Annotated in this window: 26 protein-coding genes; 15 read left to right on the forward strand and 11 right to left on the reverse strand. The window is 43.7% G+C overall.

The window, feature by feature from the left end:
* Nucleotides 1-53 precede the first annotated feature (53 nt).
* Nucleotides 54-299, forward strand: coding sequence for a hypothetical protein (locus PY091_RS10710; protein WP_275649659.1), 246 nt, complete (start codon nt 54-56; stop codon nt 297-299).
* Here PY091_RS10710 and PY091_RS10715 read toward each other — a convergent pair.
* A complete protein-coding gene (locus tag PY091_RS10715) occupies nt 296-2,092 on the reverse strand; it encodes a ParB/RepB/Spo0J family partition protein (protein WP_275649660.1) in 1,797 nt (598 codons plus the stop codon). The two genes, PY091_RS10710 and PY091_RS10715, sit on opposite strands and share 4 nt — an antisense overlap.
* Before the next feature lie 233 nt (nt 2,093-2,325).
* Between PY091_RS10715 and PY091_RS10720 the strand changes: the two genes are divergently transcribed.
* From PY091_RS10720 to PY091_RS10730, 3 genes are all read left to right on the forward strand, one after another.
* Nucleotides 2,326-2,655 carry a DUF6660 family protein gene (locus tag PY091_RS10720; RefSeq protein ID WP_275649661.1) on the forward strand — a complete coding sequence of 110 codons (330 nt, stop codon included), beginning with the start codon at nt 2,326-2,328 and terminating at the stop codon, nt 2,653-2,655.
* Between the two features lie 71 nt (nt 2,656-2,726).
* Nucleotides 2,727-4,904: a TonB-dependent receptor gene (locus PY091_RS10725; RefSeq protein ID WP_275649662.1), complete on the forward strand. Its 2,178-nt coding sequence runs from the start codon at nt 2,727-2,729 to the stop codon at nt 4,902-4,904.
* Between the two features lie 544 nt (nt 4,905-5,448).
* Nucleotides 5,449-5,634: a hypothetical protein gene (locus PY091_RS10730; protein ID WP_275649663.1), complete on the forward strand. Its 186-nt coding sequence runs from the start codon at nt 5,449-5,451 to the stop codon at nt 5,632-5,634.
* A gap of 801 nt (nt 5,635-6,435) precedes the next feature.
* On the opposite strand, the gene PY091_RS10735 is transcribed toward PY091_RS10730, so the two are convergent.
* The gene (locus PY091_RS10735) at nt 6,436-7,287 is read right to left on the reverse strand and encodes a prohibitin family protein (protein WP_207098937.1); all 852 of its coding nucleotides are present in this window, start codon (nt 7,285-7,287) and stop codon (nt 6,436-6,438) included.
* 23 nt (nt 7,288-7,310) lie between these two features.
* On the opposite strand from PY091_RS10735, the gene PY091_RS10740 reads away from it, so the two are divergent.
* Nucleotides 7,311-7,652 (forward strand): hypothetical protein, encoded by a 342-nt coding sequence (locus tag PY091_RS10740; RefSeq protein WP_207098936.1) that lies wholly within the window; start codon nt 7,311-7,313, stop codon nt 7,650-7,652.
* Between the two features lie 331 nt (nt 7,653-7,983).
* Here the strand turns inward: PY091_RS10740 and PY091_RS10745 are convergent, their stop codons facing one another.
* From PY091_RS10745 to PY091_RS10765, 5 genes are read right to left on the reverse strand one after another with little or no spacing between them, the layout of a single operon-like run.
* On the reverse strand, nt 7,984-8,679 hold the full coding sequence (locus PY091_RS10745) for a M15 family metallopeptidase (RefSeq protein WP_207098935.1): 696 nt from the start codon (nt 8,677-8,679) through the stop codon (nt 7,984-7,986).
* Nucleotides 8,645-9,730, reverse strand: a complete 1,086-nt coding sequence (locus tag PY091_RS10750) for an alanine/ornithine racemase family PLP-dependent enzyme (protein WP_275649664.1) — start codon at nt 9,728-9,730, stop codon at nt 8,645-8,647. Before PY091_RS10750 ends, PY091_RS10745 begins: the two co-directional genes overlap by 35 nt.
* The gene (locus tag PY091_RS10755; protein ID WP_275649665.1) at nt 9,727-10,806 is read right to left on the reverse strand and encodes an N-acetyltransferase DgcN family protein; all 1,080 of its coding nucleotides are present in this window, start codon (nt 10,804-10,806) and stop codon (nt 9,727-9,729) included. Before PY091_RS10755 ends, PY091_RS10750 begins: the two co-directional genes overlap by 4 nt.
* Nucleotides 10,803-11,054 (reverse strand): hypothetical protein, encoded by a 252-nt coding sequence (locus PY091_RS10760; protein ID WP_275649666.1) that lies wholly within the window; start codon nt 11,052-11,054, stop codon nt 10,803-10,805. Before PY091_RS10760 ends, PY091_RS10755 begins: the two co-directional genes overlap by 4 nt.
* A gap of 8 nt (nt 11,055-11,062) precedes the next feature.
* The gene (locus PY091_RS10765) at nt 11,063-11,395 is read right to left on the reverse strand and encodes a cupin domain-containing protein (protein ID WP_275649667.1); all 333 of its coding nucleotides are present in this window, start codon (nt 11,393-11,395) and stop codon (nt 11,063-11,065) included.
* A gap of 185 nt (nt 11,396-11,580) precedes the next feature.
* Here PY091_RS10765 and PY091_RS10770 point away from each other — a divergent pair, with 185 nt between their 5' ends.
* Nucleotides 11,581-11,742 carry a hypothetical protein gene (locus PY091_RS10770; protein WP_275649668.1) on the forward strand — a complete coding sequence of 54 codons (162 nt, stop codon included), beginning with the start codon at nt 11,581-11,583 and terminating at the stop codon, nt 11,740-11,742.
* 146 nt (nt 11,743-11,888) lie between these two features.
* Here PY091_RS10770 and PY091_RS10775 read toward each other — a convergent pair whose 3' ends face one another.
* Complete coding sequence (locus tag PY091_RS10775; protein WP_275649669.1) at nt 11,889-12,023, reverse strand: hypothetical protein; 135 nt, start codon at nt 12,021-12,023, stop codon at nt 11,889-11,891.
* A gap of 536 nt (nt 12,024-12,559) precedes the next feature.
* On the opposite strand from PY091_RS10775, the gene PY091_RS10780 reads away from it, so the two are divergent.
* From PY091_RS10780 to PY091_RS10805, 6 genes are all read left to right on the forward strand, one after another.
* Entirely contained in the window at nt 12,560-13,120 is a 561-nt protein-coding gene (locus tag PY091_RS10780; RefSeq protein ID WP_275649670.1) for a helix-turn-helix domain-containing protein, read from the forward strand.
* Between the two features lie 209 nt (nt 13,121-13,329).
* On the forward strand, nt 13,330-13,668 hold the full coding sequence (locus tag PY091_RS10785) for a cupin domain-containing protein (RefSeq protein ID WP_275649671.1): 339 nt from the start codon (nt 13,330-13,332) through the stop codon (nt 13,666-13,668).
* 48 nt (nt 13,669-13,716) lie between these two features.
* On the forward strand, nt 13,717-14,589 hold the full coding sequence (locus PY091_RS10790; protein ID WP_275649672.1) for an SPFH domain-containing protein: 873 nt from the start codon (nt 13,717-13,719) through the stop codon (nt 14,587-14,589).
* Between the two features lie 13 nt (nt 14,590-14,602).
* Nucleotides 14,603-15,265, forward strand: coding sequence for a PIG-L family deacetylase (locus PY091_RS10795; RefSeq protein WP_275649673.1), 663 nt, complete (start codon nt 14,603-14,605; stop codon nt 15,263-15,265).
* Complete coding sequence (locus tag PY091_RS10800; RefSeq protein WP_275649674.1) at nt 15,216-16,418, forward strand: glycosyltransferase family 4 protein; 1,203 nt, start codon at nt 15,216-15,218, stop codon at nt 16,416-16,418. The genes PY091_RS10795 and PY091_RS10800 overlap by 50 nt, the downstream gene beginning before the upstream one ends.
* On the forward strand, nt 16,419-17,585 hold the full coding sequence (locus tag PY091_RS10805) for a glycoside hydrolase 100 family protein (protein WP_275649675.1): 1,167 nt from the start codon (nt 16,419-16,421) through the stop codon (nt 17,583-17,585).
* A 258-nt stretch (nt 17,586-17,843) separates the two neighbouring features.
* Here the strand turns inward: PY091_RS10805 and PY091_RS10810 are convergent, their stop codons facing one another.
* The gene (locus PY091_RS10810) at nt 17,844-18,284 is read right to left on the reverse strand and encodes a BON domain-containing protein (RefSeq protein ID WP_275649676.1); all 441 of its coding nucleotides are present in this window, start codon (nt 18,282-18,284) and stop codon (nt 17,844-17,846) included.
* 328 nt (nt 18,285-18,612) lie between these two features.
* Between PY091_RS10810 and PY091_RS10815 the strand changes: the two genes are divergently transcribed.
* Together PY091_RS10815 and PY091_RS10820 are read left to right on the forward strand one after the other, a co-directional pair.
* Nucleotides 18,613-18,744, forward strand: coding sequence for a hypothetical protein (locus PY091_RS10815; protein ID WP_275616190.1), 132 nt, complete (start codon nt 18,613-18,615; stop codon nt 18,742-18,744).
* Between the two features lie 38 nt (nt 18,745-18,782).
* Nucleotides 18,783-21,053, forward strand: coding sequence for a glycosyltransferase family 4 protein (locus PY091_RS10820; protein ID WP_275649677.1), 2,271 nt, complete (start codon nt 18,783-18,785; stop codon nt 21,051-21,053).
* Between the two features lie 751 nt (nt 21,054-21,804).
* On the opposite strand, the gene PY091_RS10825 is transcribed toward PY091_RS10820, so the two are convergent.
* Together PY091_RS10825 and PY091_RS10830 are read right to left on the reverse strand one after the other, a co-directional pair.
* Nucleotides 21,805-23,280, reverse strand: coding sequence for a glycoside hydrolase family 130 protein (locus tag PY091_RS10825; RefSeq protein ID WP_275649678.1), 1,476 nt, complete (start codon nt 23,278-23,280; stop codon nt 21,805-21,807).
* A gap of 83 nt (nt 23,281-23,363) precedes the next feature.
* Complete coding sequence (locus tag PY091_RS10830; RefSeq protein ID WP_275649679.1) at nt 23,364-24,269, reverse strand: SAM-dependent methyltransferase; 906 nt, start codon at nt 24,267-24,269, stop codon at nt 23,364-23,366.
* 807 nt (nt 24,270-25,076) lie between these two features.
* Between PY091_RS10830 and PY091_RS10835 the strand changes: the two genes are divergently transcribed.
* The gene (locus PY091_RS10835; protein ID WP_275649680.1) at nt 25,077-26,036 is read left to right on the forward strand and encodes a fatty acid desaturase family protein; all 960 of its coding nucleotides are present in this window, start codon (nt 25,077-25,079) and stop codon (nt 26,034-26,036) included.
* The last annotated feature ends 245 nt before the right edge of the window (nt 26,037-26,281 follow it).

Raw genomic sequence — 26,281 nt, forward strand, 5'->3', positions numbered from 1 at the left:
AATGAACAGTTAATTATTGTCTGACCAATGGTTTCAAAAAGGTGTGGATTTGTATGAAAAAGTGGAACAAGATTTATCCTATTGATCGCTTAAATAGAGCATTGCATAATCAGCAGCAAGCAGTTGAAAATCAAAACTCATACGTCAAAACCTACAATGGTTCAAATTGTCCGTTTCTAGGGGTGTTCAGTATCCAACCTTCCTTACGCCGTAAGGGCAATATAATGGATGACCATACCAATGGCTTGACCATAAAAAAGAGGGGCCTGTTACCAGACCCCTCTACATATTATATTTAATCTTCATTGGCCTTGGCCTGCTGTTCCAGAACTGCAATCCTTTCCTTGATCCGTGTCTCTCGTTTTTGACGCCTTTCGGCATAGATTTCTTCAATCGCCGTGATCTTGTCCTTGAAAAAGGAGTGCATCGCCCCGTAAAAGGATAGGTTGGTCAGGTCATTCGTATGATTACTTTCACCAAGATGCACCTGCCGAGTCAATAGAAACCTTAGCAGTCTATGGAAAGTCTCCTTCTTGAAGTTTGCTTTGAACCGGGCCACCAGTTCATCGTGGGATAACCTTGAATCATCCCCAAAGAAGTCCTTAAAATGTTTCCTTTGGCTATAAAACCCGATGTTGTTTTCGAACAATGAGATGGAAATGGCCACCATTTCATCAGTGGTCAAAGGTTTCTTTCGATCAATATAATTGGTATCTCGGATCATGTCGACCGCCTCCTTGAACTGGTTGTTGTTCTCTATCTCCTTTTTCCGAAGTTCCCGGTTATTGATCTTGATGATCTGCTCTTCTGGGGTACACTCGGCCATTTTCCGTTTCTCCAAGGATTTGGTGCCTGAACTACCCCCATCGTCTTCTTCCCTGACCTTTACATATATGGCCTGGGTCGAATAGGTCACCGTATCCAGAAGGATCCCCTCTTCAAAGCCATGTTCCGTAGCATTGTCCCATGCCTCCTTTTTCTCGGTGAAGGATTCCAAAGCCTCGTCCAGGAATTCAGCCAATTCTTCCTCTGTGTATTCATAGTGCCGGTGCTCCTCTTTAATGCTTTCCATGGTAGGGGCAACAGGCTCTTTTAAAATGTCAAGTTCATTGGTCAAATGCACCTCAAGGCCCACCTTTTCCATTTGGGCCATGAACCATTGGTTGTGTTCCTCGTCCACCCAATATTTGCTGATGTTGGGCACCAGTTTCAATCCCTCCTTTTTCACTGTTTTCAAGAGTTTCATAAAGGTCTTGGTCTTTTTGTTCTCAAAACAGGAGGTCCGTGTACAGACCATCTTTCCCTCCCCGAACAGGTTACCCTGGTTGGCAGCGTTGAAAGGACAAACGGTACAGGCCCCTGCTTTGGGCACCAAGGTCTTGTCGGTAACGTCAAAACAGGCTTTGGTCAAATCATAGGTCCGGCTTTCGATCATCCGTTTGATCCGATGTCCCTGAAAATCCCCTTCCAGACTGTCCAACATTAGCTGCTGCTCCTCGGGCTCAAAAAGCGCCACTGCCACAGCAAGGGAGATGGTCATTTCCCCAGTTCGGACGAAGACCTTGAATCCCTCGATCAAGCCGGCCAATTTGATGCGCTGCCGGATAAAGTTCTCGGAACGCCCCAGACGTTTTGCAATCTCACCAGGTTCGTAACGGTCCAACAGAAACTGGATCGCCTCGGCCTCCTCTGTGGGTTCCACATCCTTCCGTTGCAGGTTCTCGATGATCTGGACCTCCAGGATTTCAGTATCCTTATAGTCCCTGACCATGGCCGGGATAGTGGTCAACCCTGCCAATTTACCGGCTCTAAACCGTCTTTCACCCATGATGATGATATAGCCATCATCGGATTTGCGGACCGTGATGGGCTGCAATACCCCATGTTCCGCTATGCTCTGTGCCAACTGTTTCAAGCTTTGCGCATCAAAGGTCTTTCTGGGTTGTGTAGGATCTGGAGAAACCGAACCGATTTCCAACATCTGGATCTGTGGAAAGTCAACTGCTTTTCCAACTGTTTTGGATTGTTTCGGTTTCGAAGATTGCTTCGCATTTCTTTTTCGTGTCGCTCTTTGTTTTGTTTGTGCTTCCATGATTTTTGGATTTTGGTTAAACAATATTTGAGCGGTTACCAAGCGGAAGACAAAATTTTGGAGCGGCAAGGAAACGGAATAAACAGTGACCATTGGAACGGCTTTATGCCGTCCCTTGTCCGAGAAAAGATTGCGAGCTTATCTTTCGATACTATTGGATTAAATAGCTTATGCTCTGAAGAGATTACTTTTTTGCCCCATTTTTATTGGCATGTATTCATTACCTTAGTAGCATGAAATTCCTTGCGGTAATACTGTCCTTGGTCACTTTGACGCTTTCTTCTTATCCTTGTTGTCAGGAGACAAGTGCCTGTTCCGGTATTTCTGATATTGTGGACCATTGCGTAAATGACGATCTACCGGAAGCCCCTCACGACAAGGACACTCCCTGTTCTCCATTTTACACATGTGGCAGGTGTCCCGGTTTTACCATTTCGTATGAGACCCTGGAATTTATTTCCATGGATTGCGAGCTGCAGACAGCTCCCATTCCCTATATTGAGCAACTACCCAAGGAAGTATATTTTCATTCGCTGAAGCCCCCACGCACATTTGAAGTATAGTCAATTCTCATTTTAAATGTTCTAGGTCAATTCCTTTTGGCCTGGATTCAACCTACTTCAAAAATCGTAATATGAAAGTAAAAGTAATTTTGATACTATCCCTTTTGGGGATGGTATCGATTCATGCGCAGAACAGTCTTGATCTTGTGGTCAAGGATTCCCTTAATGGTGAGCCTCTCATTGGGGTCACCGCGGTATTGGTCTCCCTGAACAAAGGGGCCATATCCGATGAGATGGGAAGAATACATATGGAGGATATCCCCAATGGTACCTTTCAACTGCGGTTGAGCTATATTGGGTATGCCACTTTTGAACGCAACCTTGCCTTTCCCTTGGATGAAAAAGCTCAAGGACAGGTCTTTTCACTGATACCTCAGACGGAAGAAATGGAAGAGGTGACACTTGTCTCCACCAGGAGCAGCCGGACCATTGAGGACATCCCTACCCGGGTCGAGGTCATTGCAGGGGAAGAACTCTCCGAAAAGGGTAATATGAAACCTGGGGATATCCGGATGCTGCTCAATGAGAGTACTGGGATCCGTACCCAACAGACTTCTGCCACCAGTTACAATAGCAGTATCCGCATCCAAGGGCTGGATGGGAAGTATACCCAACTCCTTCGGGATGGATTTCCCCTGTATTCAGGATTTGCCAGTGGCCTCAGTCTTATGCAAATTGCCCCTTTGGACCTGAAACAAGTGGAGGTCATCAAAGGGTCAAGTTCCACCCTCTATGGAGGAGGGGCCATTGCCGGTTTGGTCAATTTGATTTCAAAAACACCGGAAGAGGAACCCAAGCTCAGTTTTATGGCAAACGGAACCTCGGCCCTTGGTCTGGACCTCAGTGGCTTTTATTCACAAAAGTCCGACAAAGTTGGCACCACGGTATTCGCCTCCTACAATCTGGGGACACCTTATGATCCTGCGAATATCGGTTTGACTGCCATTCCAGAGTTTGATCGCTTAACCCTTAACCCCAAATTGTACCTCTATCTCGGGGAGGATACCGAACTCCTGCTGGGAATAAATGCTATTTGGGAGGACCGCCTTGGGGGAAACATGGACTATGTCAAAGGGGAGGCTGTGACAGATCCTTACTTTGAATCCAATGAAACAGAACGGCTTTCTACACAACTGGGATTCAAACATTCCTTTAATGCCCGAAATCGATTGGAAGTCAAGAATAGTTTTAGTTTTTATGACCGTACCATCGAGATACCGGATTTTACTTTTTCGGGATACCAACGTTCGTCCTTCAGTGAACTGAATTTTTCCACAAACACCCCAAATGATGTTGAATGGGTATTTGGAGCCAACCTTTGGACGGAATATTTCAACGATACAAGGGAAGATCAGACCGGGGCCTTGGACCAATCCTACCAGATTTTTGGCTTGTTTGCCCAAAATGTTTGGCCCATTGATGAAACGCTGTCATTGGAGACTGGTCTTCGGGCAGATTTCCATTCTGATTACGGAGCCATGGCTCTTCCTAGGCTTTCGGTGCTGTACGAACCCAACCGAGCTTTAACTTTTCGGTTGGGCGGTGGTATGGGATATAAGACCCCTACTGTGTTCACTGAGGATGCAGAGCGGGTGCAATTCAGGGACGTTCTGCCCATTAATGTGGATCAAGCGGAACTTGAACGCTCATTGGGAGGGAATTTCGATGTCAATTATAAGTGGGTTCCCTTGCCAGGGATGACAATGTCCATCAATACGCTCTTGTTTTATACCAAGATCAATGACCCCATGACTTTGGTGGCGAATGACAATGGGTTGTATGAATTCCAACAATATGGAGGATATGTGGATACTCGTGGAGCCGAGGTCAACCTAAAAATAAAATATGGGGATTTCAATCTCTTTACAGGGTATACACATGCCAATGTCAAACAGCATGAAAATGGGATGGTATCGGATTTTCCATTGGTGGCCAAGCACCGTTTGAACAATGTTTTGATGTTTGAAAAGGAAGACAATCTTTGGGTGGGCCTTGAGGCCTATTACTATAGTCCACAGAAACTGGGCAACGGGGATACCGGGCAGTCCTATTGGATCGTAGGCCTGATGAGCGAAAAGAAAATCGGGGAAAAGTTTTCGGTTTTTTTGAACTTTGAGAATTTTTTGGATACCCGTCAGACCCGGTTCGGAGCCATTTATACGGGCAACATATCCAATCCCCAGTTTTTGGACATCTGCGCACCCATGGATGGTTTTGTGGTCAACGGCGGGTTTAAAATTCGATTATGAGCTTGGGTCAGCAACCAAACCCATTAAATGAACCTAAAAAAATACTGGGGAATAAGGATGCTTGGCCCAAGGCGATTCCAAATCTGACCTATGGAACGGTATTATGTTGTCCCTTGTCCGACAAATCGTTTTCGGGCTTATCTTTCGGGGTTGGATTGTAGGGCAAAGACAACGTTCGAACGGCGCAAGGCAAACTTACACCGTCAAAGTTTAAACCTATATCACATTCTATCAATATAGTATATTTTCAAATCCTATAGTATCAATAATTCATTTGACAGTTTGACCATGGGGCCGTATCTGTTGCTTTTACGTTTTAATGAAGAAGACATTTGTATCCGTACATCACAAACGGAAGGCGAAATATAAACGCCATCAATTGGGATCTTGGCAGCTTTCAGAAAAGGAATAAATCACACTAGAAGCACTATTGGTCCCTACGGCCCAAGTGATTGTCTTTAGCTGAAAAGTTGCACTAATTTCTTGTTGGCCAATAGAACAATGGAGCAAATAGCAGTGAGAAAAAAACAGCCCCAAGGACAACATGCAAAAGGGAGAGGGAGTGATGGTAATATCTGCTCAGGCCATAACCCGTCATACTACCATAAAGAACCATGGCATGGAGAACATAAATGGACAATGTATTCCGGCCAATATCAAGGAAAATCTTTTGGTTCAGCAAGTTTCTCAAACAAATGAAAATGGCAAAGACCAAAAGAACCAGAACTAGACGGGCAAATAGGTAGCTGTCGTCAAGTGCACTATGAAAAAACCGCATATTGGTCAGGTTTCCAAGATACTATACGAATCCATAGGATTGCAAGATTAGCAGTGTACCAAGGGACAGCTCCCATTTTGCATGTCCATAGGAGAGCGTCTCCAGATACTGAGTGCCATCATTAGGGGATGACAGGGCCCAATACCGGACCGACCCCATATAGCGTGTGAAACGGGATTGAAACAGGAATGCTTTGTGTTGTTGCGGGCGTATTTGATAACGAAAAAAATGGAGGTCAACCATCAGGAACACCGGATATATCAATTTTCCAAAAATCCTTTTTCCATCATATCAAAAAAGACCTTGCCCCAGTGCCTATACCAATCCGGGCCCTAAAACAGGGAAAAAACCTATATAGGTCCTTTTGATAAGCTTCCACGGTCAAGGCGGGTCATTGCTTCCCTCTTACATTTAGTTTCCGGGCACTTTCCAAGTTGCCTTTGTATATGTTCAAATCCTGACCATACAAGAAACCCAAGTCAATCCAACACTTCTGAAAGGGATGTATCCATCAAACTAAAGCGTTAAAAATGCCAGGACGGACAAACAAACCGAAATGAGAAAAGTGGTTGAATTGATGGTGCCGTATAACAAATTATGAGCCAATTTCCCTATAAGTTTCATGGAAGGGTCATAATAGTTGTATTGATGTTTATCAATCATGAGGTATCTATAAAACCCTCTAAGGGATCCCACTATGAAGTGAATCAGAATGAACTTTGTAATCATGGTCTCCATGTTCATATCCGAGGATCATTTATCTGTTTTGATAACATCGCCCACACCTATAAAGGGAATGGCGCCTGCACCCGTTACCCGGGGCAAGATCCCGTTCCATTTTTCTATGGCCTTTAGGTTTGCCTCTATTTTCCTGAGTTCGATCAGGTCGGGTGAAATATTCATTTTTTGTAGCCGTAATGCCTCTGCTTCAGCTGTTGCTGCAGCAATGGTCTGTTCGGCTTCGACCTTTATCCTGTCCAGGTCCCTTTTGGCCTTCAATGCATTTTGTTCAGCGGTTTGTTTTGCCTCTATGGCATCGGTAAAGGTCTGGGAAAAACTGAATGAGATGATCGAAAAGGCATCAACCGATATGTTTGATGCGAGCAATCTTGAAGTAAGGGCTTCTTGCATTTCCGAGCTTACCGAAGGTCTTTTGGTAATCAATTCCTCTGCGGTATACTTGGCCGACACTGCTTTCATAACCTCTTGAATGGCAGGGTCGATGATACGTTCCTTAAATTCCACACCGATGGTCTGATACACCAAATTGGCTTTATCGGGTATGATATGATAGTTAAGTGCAACGGACAAATCCACATCCTGAAGATCAGAGGATGAGGAAGCGGCATCGGTCATGATCTTTTGGATCTTTACATCCATGGGGATCACGGTCTGTACTATGGGTATTTTGAAGTGGATCCCTTCATCCAATACCACGTCCTGTACCGCTCCAAAATTCTGGACAATACCTCTTTCACCTGCACCGATCTGCACCCATGGTTTAAATAGGAAAAGGAACACCACTAACGCAACACCGATGATCAAACCTCTCCATTGCCTTTTTTTCAGTACATTTTTTATCTCCCTCAAAGGGTCATTATCCATAATAATTGTGTTTAATTGCAAAGATGGGTTTTAGCATCCCCAATATGTTATACCTGATCGGTAAGGTCTTACATAAATCACACTATGTCAAGCCTTGGTACATGGCCCTTTCCCATATTCCGGTAACCAAAAAATCCAGAATTGTGAAAGAAAAGGTGAATCCGATAGAAAAGGGATTATGGGAATTTGGCCTTTGGCGAAAGACCATTCCTGGAACAAAGAGTGTTTTAAGCCCCTCCGAAGCGTTTCGGGAGCGTTTTATCATTATCTGGCATTATGGACTTTACAGCACTTTGCCGGTACGGGGACAATTTCAAAATCTTAGGCCATTAAATAGTCCACATCACCCATTTTATCTGTCTTAGCGCCATGTTAAACCCATCCCTTTTATGTAAAGCTTAGACTATCTTTACATGCTACATCCAAGTGTTTATAAGGGAGCGTTTTGCCCCCATCACTAATAGTTAAATAGAGAAGAGTTATGAAGCCGAAAAAGAAAGTGCCCCAGGAAAACAGTCCGAGCATTGACAGACCGATAAGTCGTCATGAGAGCTGGAAAAGCCATCGAAGGCACACTGCACCGATGCTAATGCGTTTTTCTTAATACCATAAATCGTAAAGAGGGCTTTCGCCCTCTTTTTTGTGGAATATATTCTTGTCCAGCACATCCATTTTCCTAGTGTATCCTGACATAATTTAGGTTATGGTACCATACATGGCATATTCCTTTTCTTTTCCAATGGCCCACATGACATTGCCATAATCAAAATGCCAATATTCTTTCAGATCACACACAAAATCTTCATCTTCAAACAATCCGATCAACAGCGCCCTATTCTTCTTCGCTTCAGGGCCAATGCCCGGGTGGTAGGGGTAACATTGCTTTGAGAGCTTGATTTCCAGACCAGTATTCGTTCCAAAGTCCATGACACAATCTTGAACGGCATCATAGATCAATGCATCTATTGCACCGCCTGTGGTATGCATTGACTTTTGGGGCGGAGCAATAAAATGGCTGACCATCTCTTCGATCTCATCCGAAGGTTTTTTAGGATACATTCTTTGCATCCGTTGAAAGGATATGAATTTGGTTTCCCAAAGTAGTTGTTGGTGCTCAAAGGACCTCCATGCGGAGCGAATGATCAGAATCTTGTTCTGTGCGCCCAACTTTCGACTTATTCGGGCTATTTTTTCGATCATATCCTCCCGGACCAGATATTGATAATCATCCATGAACGAAGGTTCAAAAATCAAATCAAGACCTGTCGCTTTTAAACTTTTAAGGGCGGTGTGATTTTCCCGGATCGGAATGGTCGGGACCAAGATCTTGTTTCGGGCATCTTTGGCTTCCACGGCTTCACAATACTTCTTGGCATTTTTGATAGTTGACATGGTTTTTTGTTATATGTATAGAATTCAGCCCTCTCAAGAGGGCATTGTAGTCAAGGTCGAATGTCACGGTATCCCCCACTGTTAAATTTGCCTTATTGTTATCCACCACAATATGATCGCTACTTGCCCCTAAAATGGTTACCTCTTGTTTTGGTACAATTCCGGAAACCAAAACATCCTGTTGGCCAATGCCCAAAATGGCCCTGCTCATTAATCCAATATCTTTAAAACAGGGGATTTCACCGTTCATGTTTTGATAGGCTTTACCATAAGGCATGGAAGGTTTTTGTTTTGCCTCTATTACCTCGGTCACAAGGGTAAATATATCCGTGAAAAGCCCAGGGATGGGTTCCCTGCAAAGTGCTTCCCTACCCAGAAAAATGGATTCGCCCAAACGCAAACTGTTAATTCGGCCCAGTTTTTTTGACGATTTGAACCAACGGTAGTTTGCGGAGTTCCCCCCGGACACAATGTCCAGGCAAATATTGAACTTGTTTTCTAAATGTACAGCTATGGAGGATAGCTTGGCCATGTTATCAGGGTCAGGTGCTATTCCACCAAAACAGGCAAGGTTTGTGCCGATTCCCACCAAAACAATTCCTTTCAAGCCAACCACTTCCCGTACTATATATTCCATTTCAGAAGGCATGATCCCTTCACGCAGATCTCCAAGTTCCACCATTAGGATCACTTTATGGATACTATGATTTTTCAAGGCATGCTTTGAAAGTTCCTTGAGCACTATGAGTTCCGAATTCAAGCTGATATGGGCATGGGTGACCACTTTCTCCACTTGGCTGAGTGCGGGAGACCTCAGCAACATGTACTGTGCCCTTATACCGGCTTTACGCATTCTCAATATGTTATCCAATCTGGAGTCCGCAAGGATCTTGATGCCGTTGTCCACCAAGATCCCAGCGATGGTCGGATCTCCACCAATGACCTTGGTTACACCTATTATCTTGATGCCCTTGGAACCATATAGTGTTGTCAATTTTTGGACGTTATGTGCAATTTTCGCAGAATCGATATCTATTCTCGGAAGGTTCAAACGGATACCGATTCCCTTGCAAGCTCTGGAAATGTCCGGAGCAATGCTTTTACCAATTTATCGCACCCATACTTCAAAACATCTGTGACGGGCAGATTAAATTCGGATTCATATCGCTTAATGAATTGGCTTATTTCGGCATTGTCCATCTTTTCATGATTAATGGTAATAGCTATGATTCTGGCCTTGGAGAACATCTCTATCATTTCAATCTCACCTACTAGCCCCAACATTGGAATTTTCGGATAATCACAATAGCTTTTTCGCTTGGGGGGGTGTTGTAAAATAATGGCATCGGGCATTGCACCTCGCAATATGGCACTTGAAGAGGTAAATGCGGGATGGCTCAACGCCCCTTGCCCTTCCACTACAATGATATCAGGTTCCTCTTTCTCACAGGCATTCAGAATGGCATGCTCAACTTCCCCCGTGGCAAACCCAGAGGTCAGTACGTCCACTGCCACCCCATATTCGGAACCTTGGAGGAGGCCCGTTTGACCGGTGGTGACAAAAACGGCATTCAAGCCTTCATTCCGAAGCGCCTCCACCAAAAACAAGGCAGTGGTTCTTTTGCCGACCGCACAATCAGTTCCCATGACCGTTACGATCGGAACCTTTATGTATTGGATACGTCCTGTAAAATTGTGGAGGTTTTCACGTGCGGGGGGCTTTCGCACATCTTGGATGGCCACTCCATATTCATGGGTCATTTGGGCAAATTGCGGGTCATCATTGAAAAATTCGGGAAGACCGTTAACGATGTTCATCCCATTTTTGATAGCCGTAAAAATAACCTCTCTTTGTTCATTGCTTAAAAACGAAGCGAGTGGTGCGATACCATAGATAAAGTATTTGGGGATCCTGCCCAATTCTTCCAATGCACTTTCAATGCTCTTAAAAATTGGAATTGCCCTTTTTACTCCATCAAGATACTCTCCTGCATCTTGTCCGGCTTTGGTACTGTCCACTACCCCAACAATGGTATACTTTTCCGATTGCCTAATGAGTCCATTGGCCACTTTACCGTCTATATTCCCAAATTCGTTTTCACAATAAACCAAAGCACTTTGTTTCATACTATTTGTTGTTGATGTTTAACAATCGACAGATTGCCTGTATACGGCCTAAGCTCGCTATCGAAATAAACCAGTTCATTTGCGGCAGTGTTGTTCTGGATGGCACAGTAATAGACCTTTCGGACATACAATCGTACAACAAGAATGACACAGGGCCTTACCTTGGCAAAAACGAGATCTCCTTTTTTGTATCTATTTTTCATGGTCTTCCTTCTTGGTCCCACTTGCTTTTGAATCTTTAAATTCATCAAAGTGTTCATTCATTTTGGATCGTGGCACAAATCATTTTGAACTTATGGTTTGCTTCAATGGAACTGGAAGTGTATGCAGGGATAAGTATTGAATCCCCACGCTGCATAAAAGTGGAATTACCTTTTATGACCACCTCGGCCTTTCCTTCAATGATATGGATGAATCGAACAAAAGGGGATTCATTATGGGACAACACCTTGCCAAAATCAAATGCGAATGCCTGTATGATACAGCTGTTCTGGACACTTATGTTTTTTACCACGATGGCATTGGAATTGAACTCCAGTATATCGGCTAGGTTAAATGTCTTGGATTCCTCAAACTCACCCTTTTCCATAATTAAACAATTTAATATTGGTCCCTTCCTGCTATTCCGACCTATTTTTGGCGTTGCGCTTGGCCTTTTTGGCCGCTTTTTTTTCTTTAGGGGTTTTTGAGGGCGGTGTTTTTCCTGACCTTGGCTTTCCTTCTTTTTCTTTTGACATGGATTATATTTTTAATTGATATGGAATATATATTTTATTGTACGGCAAGGAGAAAAAGCATTGCCAAGTAGACGATGAAAAGGATAAGACATTTTCGCATCAGGGTATTGATTTAAAAGTGCTGGGCGCTATCGTGTGCTTGGGATTTCATAAAGCCAAGACCATGGAGGCCATCGCCCTTTGGGGAGTTTGGAGCTGAGGTTGAAAAGGGCAGTGTTTTTTGGTTCCTGCCCTTTTCTGAGCCTCTGACAAAAATTCAGAAGCATTTACCGACCAATTAAACAAGTACTGTTGTTAAACTGAAAGTTTTCCCTTTTTCCGTGAATGCTTTCATCTTCCTTGGCATTAAATAAACCAGGGCAAATCCTTGTCCATTTTTTGTCCTTCCTTGATCTGCCCGTTTCTTCCATTATAAAACATGGGTCTAAAGAAACGCCCGATCTTTTCAAGGGCCACATGTGCAAAATTTTTCTTTTTCATAGTGTATGATCGTTGCTGTTTAATTTTTTGATTAAAAACGAACAATACAAAGATGGTGCATACATTTAGGGAGTCCACAACACAAATCTTTATAAATCTTACATATATCCTAGGTGGTGGAATCTGGATTACATTTTCCAAAACAAAATGACCACAGACATAACCTGATCCCATAGGGTTCGAACCCATGACCGTTCCCTTCTCGAAAACCCGTGGTTGTACCTGGAGAAATTTGTAGCGCCCCTCAAATCCGATTTTTGGACACCCCTTTGTATTCATGGCTTAAAAAAGTGGAGTTTCCAATAAATTATCGTATATTCCATGGAACTCCATTTGGAAAGAAAGGGTCAGGTCAAAAATCTCATTTATCAGTGGATTTTCTGTTTCTTCATTTTACATGGCCCTATTGCTCTTATCAGCAGAAGGTACGTTGAAATTCGCTCCTGATGTTTGCATGATTCCCACAAAGGGTCATATAAAACACCCAGTAACGAACACATTGCTTCGCTTGCCCTAGAACTACAAACACAAAAACAATGTTGCTATATATAAAATACATGGTAAGCCTGCGCTGTAAAATGGCAGTAAAGGAGGAACTCAAAAAACTCGGCATCCATTATGTCAATGTAGACCTTGGAACCATAGAGATCTTGGAAGATATCACCGATCTTCAAAGAGAGCAGTTACGTGAAAGCCTTATGAAATCCGGTCTCGAACTTCTTGACGACAATAGGAAGATCATCATTGAAAAAATCAAGTCGGTGATCATCGAAATGATCCATTATTCTGATGAACTGCCCAAAGTGAACTACTCTGACTACATCAGCGAAAAATTGGGATATGACTATACCTATTTGGCAAACACGTTTTCGGAAGTAAAGGGGATTACCATTCAGCAATTCATAATCATGAACAAAATAGAAAGGATAAAGGAACTTTTGTTGTATAATGAGTTGAACCTGACCGAAATATCCTATTTGCTGCATTACAGTAGTGTCTCACATTTATCGAACCAGTTTAAAAAAATCACGGGGCTGACCCCTTCCTACTATAAAAAATTGAAAAAGAAACGCCTTAAGAACCTGGAGGACATCTGATCCTTTTTGGAAAAAGGAACATTATCCGGACAATATTCGCGGTCTACCACCGAAGCTACTCCTGCTCCTAAAAATCCCTTGATAAATGTGGGAAAACTGTAACTATTCCCGTTTCCCGTGTAATACATTATCCTTAGAAATGACGCACCTTTATTCAGGTGGCAGGAAGGAATAAAAACGCATAACCCTCCTCCCATAAAACTTTGGATATGGAAAATATAGAGGTCGAAAAATCAAAAGTCTTCATCATTGTCGAGATCATTGAATACGTTCCCAATGCAGTGGTCATCAAGACCATCATAAAAAAAACCACTGGAAATGTCACGGCGGTATCTTTTGACTCAGGTGAAAACCTAACGGAAAAAACATTGCCATTCGATACGTTCATCCAAATCATAGAGGGCAGGGCCGAAATCTTGATCGAAGGCCATTCGCATACCTTGGAGACCGGACAGGCCATTATCATCCCTGCCCACTCCAAAAATGTCATAAAGGCCAACGAACGGTTCAAAATGATCTCCACTATCATTAAAAGTGGTTATGAGTAGCCCCATCTTGAAAAAAGCCATCAACGAACAACATTAAACTAGTCTGACATGTATACGTATCCCATGATTATCGTTCCCGTATTGATCATCCTATTGATAGGGATTAAAATCGTTCGCCCCACCCAAAGGGGCCTGATAGAAAGATTGGGGAAATACTCAGGTTTTGCCGGTCCCGGTTTCCATTGGATCATCCCGATCGTTGACCGTATGTTCATTGTCAACGTTACGGAGCAAATGGTGGATGCGGAGCCCCAAGAGATCATCACCAATGACAACCTGAATGCCAGCGTGGATGCCCAGGTATATTTTAGGGTAAAGGATGACGAAGAAAGTGTTAAGGGATCTATCTACAATGTAAACGATTATAGGTATCAAATCGTAAACCTTGCCCGTACAACGCTCAGGAACATCATTGGTACCTTGACCTTAAAATCCGCCAATAGTGAGCGGGGAAAGATCAATGCGGACCTATATAAAACACTCCACACGGAGACCATGGGTTGGGGCATTGAGATCGTGAGAACGGAGCTAAAAGAAATTGACCCACCCAAGGATGTACAGGAAACCATGAACAAAGTGGTAAAGGCGGAGAATGAAAAAATCGCGGCCGTGGATTCGGCCACAGCTGCGGAAACTGTGGCAGATGGTATAAAAAGGGCCAAAATAAAAGAAGCCGAAGGATATAAACGGGCCAAGATATTACACGCCGAGGGGGAGGCCGAAGCAATAAAGCTCGTGAACGAGGCGGCCGACAAGTTTTTTATCGGCAACGCTCAGATCCTTAGAAAGCTGCAAGCTGTGGAAACCTCCTTACAGACGAACACCAAAATAGTGGTTCCCACGGGCAGTGAACTGGTAAACATTATCGGTGAAATGGCCGGAGCGGTACTTCCGATCACCCAAAAATCCAAAATGGAATAAACCCGATAGTTCAATGAAAGCACTCAAAACCATGGAGAAAAAGAACATCTTGGTGATCGTTGCACATCCCGACGACGAGACCTTGTGGTGCGGTGGCACCCTACTGATGTATCCAGGGCATCATTGGTTCATTGCCTGTCTATGCAGAAAAAATGACCGTGATCGCGGCCCAAAATTTAAAAAAGCCCTTGCCATTTATAACGCTGAGGGCTGTATGGGCGATCTGGACGATGGTGAGGAGCAAAGACCCTTGAACAAAAATATGGTAAAGAAGGCCATCTTGGACCTACTTCCCGAACGGAAATTCGATCTTGTCCTAACGCACAGTCCTACAGGTGAATATACACGGCATTTGCGTCATGAAGAAATAGGAAGGGCCGTAATCGAATTGTGGAACGAACAAAAAATTTCCACGGATCAGTTATGGAACTTTGCCTTTGAAGACGGATACAGAAAATACTATCCCCAGGCGATAAAGGATGCAAATATCCATCAAGCGCTTCCAAAAACCATTTGGAAGGAAAAGTACCGGATAATCACTGAGGTGTATGGATTTGAGAAAACAGGATTTGAAGCAAAGACAACACCCAAGGAAGAGGCCTTCTGGAAATTTGAAAACCGGATAGATGCCCAAAAATGGCTGGAGCACGAGGGAATTCAACAGCAACCCACTTAAGATTCAGGAAATGAAAGTTCTGGTCCTTTACGATTATCCACCTTCTCCCGGTGGTCTTGCCACGCAGGGCGACCTGCTTTATCGTGGGCTTCTGGAACTTGGAGTGGACGCACATGCGGTCCATTTTGAGTCGGCACAGGAAAAAGAATGGTATTACAGATGGTTCGAGCCCGATGTGGTGGTGGGCATTGGTTATTGGGGCCATACTCCCCACTTGGTACTGCACCCCCAGCGCTATGGCATTGTGCCCATACCTTGGTTGGTTGCCGATGGTTACATTGCCAACTATCAAGAAGTCCTGAACGATCTGCCCCTGATCCTGGTAACTTCAAACTGGGTCAAGGAAATGTATGTAAGGGATGGCATCAAGGCCTCAACTATCGAGGTGTTGCCCGTTGGTTGTGATACCACATCTTTTGTCCCTTTTGACAAAAATGACCCTAAAATTGTGGCGGTACGTGAATCATTGGGCATTCCCCCGGACCAATTAATGATCTTGACCGTTGGTGGTGATGCCGCTTCAAAAGGTGCCCAGGAGGTCATGCAGGCCCTGGCGATCATTGACGCCAAGGCCCCTGATTGGAAATATGTATGTAAAGTATGGCCACAACCGAGGACCAAGGCCCAGAACCTCCTAGACCTGGAAATGGCCACCCATTTGGGCATTGAAAAGAATGTCACCTACGCCACCAATACCGTTTCCCGAAATTTCATGCCGTATCTCATTGGCGCATGTGATATTTATGCGGCCCCCTCACGTCTTGAAGGGTTCGGTATGCCCCAGGTGGAGGCGGGAGCTTGCGGAAAACCTGTCATAGGGATCAGGGCCATGGGAATGTTGGACACACTTTTACATGAAAAAACGGCCTTTCTCGCCGAGGTGGCACAAAAAATCGTTGTTAAGGAAGTGCTTTTGGGAAAAGAATCTGGCTATGAAAACAAACACAAAATCGTGTTCGATATTCCAAGAACGGTCGATTACCGGGCCAATGTGCAGGAAATTGCCAAGTATATGCTCCTGCTCATGGGCAATGAACAACTACGGATAGCCATGGGCCGTGCGGCAAGGGAACATGTGGTGGAACATTTTGATTACAGGGTCGTGGCCAAAAAATTCATCCAAATAATACAGGATAAATTAGGTATTGTGTAAATGACCTCGGAAAACAAACAATTCATAAAATCCGCGGAAAGGGCCGCTCTGGAAGTGCTCCTGCACAATTCAAAGGGGCCGTTCCTTGATCTGCCGCGAACAGCCGGTTGGGGATATCCCGAACCCTATACCCGTGACCTTTTGGTTTCCGTCCTGGGGATTGCTGTAACGGACAATGCCGACCTTTTGCAAACTGTACGGCATGTTTTGCTCATCTTGGCCCAAAACCAATCCAAGCGGGGCCATATTCCCTCTCTGGTCCATGACAGGGAAGATCGGGGTGCCAGCGATACCACCCCCTTGTTTCTAATTGCTGTCGATATTTTCAGAAAAGTGGCCCAGGAACCTCATTTTTTGGAAACTGCCATCCGAAAGGCCCTTTTATGGATGGAGTATCAAAGTCCGTCCGACCGATGCATCGTGGCACATTTGCCCACCAGTGATTGGCGGGACGAGCAATGGGTGTTGGGCCATGGATTGTTTGTGAACACATTGGCGTACACCTATTTAAAACTGTACGGAAACACCAAGAGGGCCGAACAATTACGGCTCGAAATGGAGCGACCAATCTTTTATCCGGATAAAATGAGCAACAAAGAACCTGAAGGACTGACCATTGACGGTCAACCCTATTACGCCCTATGGTCCTATAAGGTCTATAGTAGCGAGCGCTTCGATCTATTGGGCAACAGTATGGCCATCTTATCGGGTATGGCCTCACCATCAAGGGCAAAGGCCATAATCAAATGGATTGAAACATCATGTTCTTCGATGAGAAAAACAAAGGAACTGTCCATTGACCTCTCCCCTAATTTTTTCCCTTTTATCCGCCCGGGCGATTCGGATTGGGTCCCTAGATACGCTGGTTTCAACCAACCTGGAAATTACCACAATGGCGGTATATGGCCCTTTATAACCGGGTTTTACATTGCGGCCCTTGTGGCCAACAAAAACTATGGTCTGGCGGAAAAAAAACTCTTGGCGTTGACCCGGCTTATCAAAAAAGCCAGGAACAAGGAACTTGAATTCGGTTTCAATGAATGGTACAAGGCCCAGGACGGAAAACCCATGGGGCAGGACTGGCAGACCTGGAGCGCATCAAACTACTTATATGCGGCCCGATGTGTGGCAGAAAAAAGGACGCCTTTTTTTGACGTCCCAGGCTAATGGTCATAAAAAGAAGGCACCTTATTAATGGGGTCCAACCGCCATTAAGGACAAAACAGTACATTTATTGTTCCCTTGATAAATCATACATCTTGTTTCCTTATACGGCCTTTATCACTTTTCAAATACCTTCCATATCACTTGATCGACCAAAGCATTACCGTAATTTCCTTCCAATTTGCTTTTTATATCCCAGACGTTCTGCATGTCCCGTGCCCTATGATCTTCCACATCCATTTATGCAATGCCTTTGCATGATCATGGGACGATCTTAACATTATTGGTTATGCCCCTTACACCGGACAGAAAACGCACAGCACTTTCCGCGGCCTCTTTTTGGTGGTTCCAGGGGAGCTCACCCTCCAATGTGACCCAACCATCCTCAACGTTTACGGTCAACCCATCATGGGGCACACACGGATTGGACATCAATATTTTCAAGACTTTTCCGCCCATTTGCCCATTGGCATTTTTGAAGGCGTCCCTGAACTCCACTTGGATGTTCTTTACCAATGTCTTGACACCAATAACCGCACTGGCCACATTTTCTGCCTCCAATTTTTTTGCGCAGCTATCCACGGTGCCAAAAAGGGAAACAACGCCGTGGTCGGCAGTAACCCCGATCTGATCGGCATGCAACAGGGGTTGCCGTTTAAGGGCATTTTGAACATCCATCCGCAATGTTGCATTACTTTTCATGATCAACCAATTATTTCGTGTAGGAATCACTTTCCACAACCTGATAAAGGTCGAACATTGGATCGGTACCGTCATTGTACATCAACGGAAAGCAATTACATAAATCACACATGGATTTTCTTATGGGATCCCGTGTTCCGTATTAAGGTCAAAAACGGAACCCAAAAAAAGGAACTACCCAATCCCCCATTTTTCAAGCATGGCACAAATCTGTGATTTATGCAACTATACTCCTTTTTTATTCAACTTTTTTTTATTGATTTTCAATATCTTATCCTTGTTTTTCGATGTGGTTTCGGAAAAGCGGATTTCACTAAACCCAAAGAAAATGTCAAAAGGAAACAAGACCCCTGCAAAATCAAACAAACCAAAACTCGCACTGAACCTAAAGAAAATAAGTGCACACAGGGATACCAAAACAAGCATTGTAAATAGAAACTATAAGGGGCGCATCCTATAGAGGGGTTGCCCCCTTGCTCCAACAAAATCCCATCCAAGATGAAGCTAGCCTATATCGGCACCTATCCACCACGTGAATGTGGTATTGGCACGTTTACCCAAAACCTTGCCCACTCCATGTTGAAAAACGGCAAGGGGGTCAAAGAAATTATGGTTTTCGCCATGAACGACCATAACCAGGACTATCACTATCCGCCCGAAGTAAAACTGAGCATCAACCAAGAACAACAGACCGATTATCTGGAAGCCGTCAACTACATTAATCTCAGTGGGGCGGATGCGTGCATATTTGAACATGAATTTGGCATATATGGAGGTCTGGGCGGAGTCTACATCCTGCCCCTCCTACACCGCCTGAACATCCCGTTGATCACAACCTTGCATACCATTCTGGAAACACCATCCTATAATGAAAGGGCCATCTTAAAGGAAATTTGCAAAATGTCCGATAAAATTGTGGTAATGAGCCGTAAGGCCATCCACTTTCTTGTAGAGCTATATGATGTGCCCGAAGAAAAAATAGTACTTATAGAACATGGTGTCCCGGACATCCATTATGATAAGGAGGAGTCGAGAACGGAATTTAAACTGAATGAAAAGAAGTTGCTCCTGACCTTTGGCTTCATCGGTCGCAATAAGGGCATTGAAACCGTGATCAAGGCCTTACCACAAATCATTGAAAAGCATCCTGAAGTGTTGTACATCGTCTTGGGAAAAACGCATCCCAATGTGTTGCGACATTCGGGGGAAGAATATCGAAATTATCTCCAGGTCCTTATAAAGTCACTGAAACTCAATGAGCATGTATTGTTGCTCAATGAGTTTATAGATGAAAATGAGCTCTTTAAATATCTTTCTGCCTGTGATATTTACATCACCCCCTACCTTAGTGAGGCACAGATCACCAGTGGCACACTTTCCTATGCCATGGGCGCGGGTTGTGCCGTAGTCTCCACCCCCTATTGGCATGCCGCGGAATTGCTTGTGGAAAACAAAGGGCGCCTTTTTGATTTCAACGACTCTGATGGCCTGTCCGAAGTTTTAAACGAATTACTGGAAAATCCAGAAAACCTGCACGAGATCCAAGAAAATGCAACGGAATATGGGCAAGACATCACCTGGCCCAAAATCGGACAAAAATATACCGATCTTATAACACAGGTACTATCGAGACCCAAGGAGCCCTTGCCAAAGAAAGAAAACGTCATAGATCCTTTGCTGTTGCCCCCATTTTCCCTGGTCCATATCAAAAGATTGACCGATGACACCGGTATTATCCAACATGCAAAATTCGGGATTCCGAACTTAAAGGAAGGCTATTGTCTGGATGATAATGCCCGGGCGCTTTTAATGGTCTGTATGACCTATAAACAGAAAAAAGATCCACTTGCCCTGGAATTCATGCCCGTATATTTGAGCTATATCCATTACATGCAGAACAAGGACGGCACCTTTCGGAATTTTCTGAGCTTCAACCGTAATTTTTTGGATGAAAAAGGTTCTGAGGATTCCTTTGGCCGAACCATTTGGGCCCTGGGATATCTTTTGGCAAATGCGCCCAACGATGCCTATTATCAAACGGGCAAATTGGTCTTTTTCGATGCCGTTCCCTATTTTGACAGTATCAAATCCATAAGGGGGATCGCCAATACCATGATCGGGATCAGTCATTATCTCAGGACGAATGCTTCCGATGATGCCATGAAAGGGACCTTGCATAAGTTGGCCAATATACTGGTTTCCCATTATGATCAAAACCATACAGAAGATTGGAAGTGGTTTGAGTCACTTCTGGCGTATGATAATGGTATTTTACCCTTGGCACTCCTACACGCGGCGGAAGTTCTGGAGGACGGGGATATTTCCAAAGTTGCCTTTGACACCATGGATTTTCTTACCGAACATACCATGAAGGATGATTATTTGTCCATTATCGGGAACAAGGATTGGTATGTAAGGGAGAAGGAACGTTCCATGTTCGCACAACAGCCCATTGATGCCGAGGCCATGGTGCTGATGTACCATCAGGCTTATGTATTGACGGGTGATCGGGATTTTCTGAAAAAATTGTTCACCTCGTTCATGTGGTTTTTGGGCGAAAACGATATGCGTATGAGTCTGTATGATTTTGAGACCAAAGGGTGCTGTGATGGTTTTGAAAATTATGGGGTGAACCGAAATCAAGGGGCCGAAAGTTCGTTGGCCTATCTTATCTCACATTTAACCGTACTGCAGGCCTATGAAGAGTCTTTTCAATCTAAGGAAAATAAGGGTTCAAATACTAAAAAACTGGTGACAAATACATTGTAACATATAAAAAAAGGGGTTTTCGGTCTTGGCTTGGGACCTACACGCACAGCATATGTCCCTAATATGAGGTAGTCTTGGTTCCACCAAAGTTTTGGCAAAAGCCCATTGGAAACTCATCCGTTTTACCTGTGGTGATGCCATCAATACTGAAGTATAAAAAAAGGGCTTTCGCCCCCTTTTTTAATTGTTATCAAGAAAACCGTATTAGTTTCAACAAAGTATGTCTTCGTTGGTTCCTCCAGCTCGCGTGGCGGCTCAATATTTTCTCAAAACTAGTTTTAACATCGTTTCGCAATCTTTTTTCATGTTTCATTTATTTCTATTTACTTCTTGTGATGGGGCAATAATACCTTTATCTACACTCAATATGACATTAATAAATCAGAAGTGACCCATCTTTGGCAAGAGTTTAACGTATTGTAAATGAAATAATTACGAATAAATGCTTTTTTGCCAGCAAGGAGTCTAGAGATGTCTCTTCTAAGGATACTATCTTCTTAAATACAATACACCGTACTTCTCTCAACCTGCGCTTAAAAGAGCTCTTGGAGGCTTAAAAGTCCATCATGATTTTAAATAAGCTTTCGCGTGGTGGTCAAGGATATTGTCAAAAATTAAATCGATTACCTATATAATTAAAAGAATCATTATCCTTTATCAAGATTCTTTTCATGCTTTATGAAACTGAAGTTATGATATTTTGTTTATCGGTGTTTTTGAAAAATAAAGCAGTAAATTACTTTCTACATTTTTAATTGAGGGAAGCCTTACTTTTTAACGCTTTAAATAATGCAGCCATTTCCACTACGGCATAGGTAGCGGAATAATCCGATACGGCATAGGGCAGAATCAAACTGTCATTATGGATGATAGATCCGCAAGAATAGACCACGTTGGGTACATAACCTTCCCGTTCTTCCTCCAAGGGCATTAACAAAGGTTCTTCCAAACGGCCCATCTCTTTTGACGGGTCCTCAAGATCAAACAAAGAAACGGAGATACAATACCTTCTCATGGGCCCCACACCATGTGTGATGACCAACCATCCGTGTTCGGTCCACAAAGGGGACCCGCAATTTCCTATTTGTGTAAATTCCCATGGAAACCTTGGTTTTTGAAGGAGGATGGGGTCGTTCCATAACGTTGCCCTATCTGAATACATGAGATAGTTGTTCACACCATCGATCCTGGAAAGCATCGCGTATTTCCCCTTGATCTTTTTGGGGAAAAGTGCCAGGTTCTTGCCTACGGCACCATTTCCGTGCAAAGGCATGATCCTGAATGTATAGAAATCATCCGTAGAAAGAAGTTTTGGCAATATGGCATGGCCGTTATAGGCGGTATAGGTGGCATATACCTTTTCGGTGCCATCATTTTCAACAAAGCGGACAAAACGGGCATCTTCGATCCCCTTGCTTTCCGAATCCGAAATAGGGAATATAACGCGTTCGCTCAAATCGGAATCATGCTCAAACGCTATATCGTAATAGGAATCCACCAACCAGGTAATTTCTTCAAGTGCCAACCTTTTCTCAAGACTAATGGCCGTGTCGGCCATTACTTTCCTTACCGCGTTCTTTAGCGCGTAATACTCGAATCTATCCGGCAGGTCATCCATGATACTTTTTGAATACTTAATGGGGATGCGCATCTCCCGCATCTTCTTTACAAATCGTCCTTTATCATAGAGCTTCTTATGGGAGATTTCCGCCATGTCGATAGAATTACCGACACTCATTAAATGCAGGTCGTTGTTTTTATCGATTATCCCCCTTCTGAAAACTATGGAAGAAATATGTCCTTCCCCTGTTGCCCGAAACGAAAGGATCACGCGCATTTCACCCTCTTCCAAATAGGACTGGTCAAAATCTTGGATGATGGAGGGATTAAAAAAGGCCGCGGACTCTATGGAGTATTCCATGGTAAGGTAAGAACCGATGAGCAATTTTCGTTCCATGGAAATAGCGTCAAAATCCATGTTCATTTGCCCAATGATATTCCTGATGCCATCACAATGTTTATGGAAAAGTTTGGTGATGTTACGGTGCCTACTTGCAAATTCCCTTAGGGTCTGTTCCAAGGATTCCCGCACTTGACTTTCGCTCATCCCAAAGATCAGGGACAGCAAATCCTTGGTCCGCTGTTCCCCGTTCATAAAGGAGCGGGCCACCACCCTACTGGCATCTGGCAGAAATTTTACGTGCTTACGTGTTACGGAAACCCTCATAAGTATAGAAAAAAATAGTAGGATAGATTATAAAAAAGTAATTGAGCCATTTTAAAAACATCATGTAGCGTATTTGTTCCAGGCTATATTTTCTCAAATACAAGCCTATAATGATCCATTATCTCTTTTTCAAAGCATATTTTGTTGGGGCTGATCTTAAAGACGGCTACTTGATGCCTAAATTCCTTGTCCATGATGTATTTGGGAACCAAGGATAGATAGAGCCAATATTTTTTCAGGTTGAACTTCCTGAACTTCTTTCGCCATTGGCTTATCGTCTCAATATAGTCCAGTCTTCCACTGCTTTGCGAGATCAATTTAAAATTCGGTTCTGCATTCCGTATCACCATTTCAGGTCCATAGGGCAACCATGAGCCCGGAAACTCCTTGACCATCAGCGCCATGACATGGGCCGCGGAGCCCTTTTTGGCCTTGACATCCAGTTCTTCATAATCGATCATATTTTTACTGAACGTCATGGTCTGCATATAGAACCTCCCACCTTTTGGCAACAAATTGGCAACGGTCTTAAAAAAGTCACTGTACACTTTCTCTTGTTTTCCTTCTTTCCATTCCTCAACGGAACAGAAATGTTCCAATCCCCCAATGCAGCTAATGGCATCAAACATTCCAAAATCTTCCGGTACGATGTAGCGACAATCCTTCACAAGGACCTTCATTCCATGCTTCTGACAGGCTTCCGCCTGTCCCTCGGACAAGGTCAAGCCTGTGCAAATGCCTCCCCTATCTTGGGAAGCATATTTGATAAAGGGGCCCCAGCCGCAGGCCATGTCCAAGACTTTGCTTCCATATTTAATATATAAGCTATCCGCTATAAACCGGTGTTTTTCCATTTGTGCCTCTTCCAAGGACATTGAAAAATCACCATCATACTTGGCTCCGCTGTAATCGGCGGTTTCCCCCATGCTCAAACGGAATATCCTATCTATGGTGGTGTACGTAAAATCCAAATCCTTTTTATCGGCCATTTCTTTAATTTAAGGTTTAAGTACTCAATTCTTTTGAAGGCATCCTTGAGGTGCCATTTCTTATCAATTGCGGTTTTATTTCTTTTCCGCATGTTGGTTTCATTTAAAAACACTGAAGTTTAAAAAGGATACGGTAGTTTCCCAATTGAATCGTGAAGTGTTCGTAAGCAAGTACTGATCCCTTACCTGTTTTTGGACGTAAAGTACCTGTGTAGGATGCTATGCATGATTTTCTAAAGGTAGTCATTTAACTGTTCCCATGGACAAGGGAACTACTATTCTTTACAATATGTAATTCATTTAATCACAGCAATTTAACATACTTTTTAAATGACAGGTTATAATTAAGCCTACCTTTAGTATCAATCGTCCCGTGCTGCGGGCAATCCATTACCGAATTTCATTTTGGTCTTAGTTTGGTCCTGCCCCCACGGAAAAAACAATGCAATAGTGCAATAAACGGTTTAAGCCAAGTTTTTAAGGAATAGCGACCAGGTTATCTGATGTTATTCTTGATGTAAGTATTCGTCTTCATTATAGATATCCTATTTAATTTCCTCACAGTTCCACAAGTTTCAAACAACAACCAAACCTTTGGTTTGCAATAGGGACTCATGATAAAAACGCTTCCATTGCAATGGAAAACGGACAAAGGCTTTAAAAAAGAACAGTATCAAAAATCCAAAATTTGCGAAAAGAGGAGGATCCGACTTTTCAAGAGCATTAAAAACAAGGGTCAACCAGTATTTTGATTCCAAGGGAATCAGTAAATATGCCAATAAGGGCATGATAGTCAAATCAGTCTTAATGTTATCGCTATTTGTGGTTCCCTTGTTACTCATCAATTTGGGAATGGTCACAAGTCCCTGGCTTCTTTTTCTGCTCTATTTTATAGGAGGACTTGGAATGGCGGGAATAGGAATGGGGATCATGCACGACGCCATCCATGGATCGTATTCACGAAATAAGACCGTTAACCGATATATGGGATACACCATGAACCTGGTGGGTGCCAGCTCGGCGGTATGGAGGATACAGCACAATGTTTTGCACCACACCTATCCCAATATTACCGGATCGGACGATGATATCAATGCACCCTTTTTTCTGCGCTTTTCCCCAAATGCAAAGAGGTATGCATTGCACAGGTTCCAATTTATATACGCCTGGTTCTTTTATAGTATATCGACGATTTCCTGGGTCACCACCAAGGATTTTGTCCGCATGAACCGCTATAGGAAAATGGGATTTTTGAGCAAACGCAATGAGTTCCAAAGGGAAATCTCCATACTGATTTTGTGGAAGCTTGTCTACTATACCTTCGCGCTCGTCCTACCATTGATCGTGGTCCCCCTAGCTCCCTGGATCATCATACTGGCTTTTATAAGTATGCACCTGGTGACCGGATTTTTGATCAGTACCATATTTCAGGTTGCGCACATCATGCCCAGTTTGGAGTTTCCCATGCCTGATGAAAACAATACGGTCGCAGGCGATTGGGCCATGCACCAAATGGCCACAACTACTAATTTTGCGCCAAGGGGTGCCCTCTTCTCATGGTTGATAGGAGGGTTGAACTACCAAGTGGAACACCATCTACTGCCCAACATCTGCCATGTACACTATAAAAATCTATCCCGTATCGTGGCAGAGACCGCCAAAGAATTCGGCATGCCCTACCATTCACAAAAAACCTTTGGCAGTGCTATTTGGAACCATATTAAGATGTTGCGCTCCTTGGGAAAAACTGTTCCCGTAAGCACTTAACGGACACGTATTCCCTATTTTGGTGTACCCTGACAGCATTCAGGTTGGTTGAATTACAGTAGATTTCCATTCCATGCTGAAATGCACACAAAATGGTAAAAAAACAACAACCCTCCTAGACTCCAATCCGTCCCGTTGCAAGGCCATCAGGTATAAGCCCGGGTTGTATGGGTTTTTCGATGGGCTTGGATGGGTTTGGTCCAAGGTTCCAATTTTTTGTGGGAATTGCCAAAGGGCCACATTGG

Origin of the sequence: Flagellimonas okinawensis (assembly GCF_029194005.1) — a bacterium.
Taxonomy (GTDB): Bacteria; Bacteroidota; Bacteroidia; order Flavobacteriales; family Flavobacteriaceae; genus Flagellimonas; species Flagellimonas okinawensis.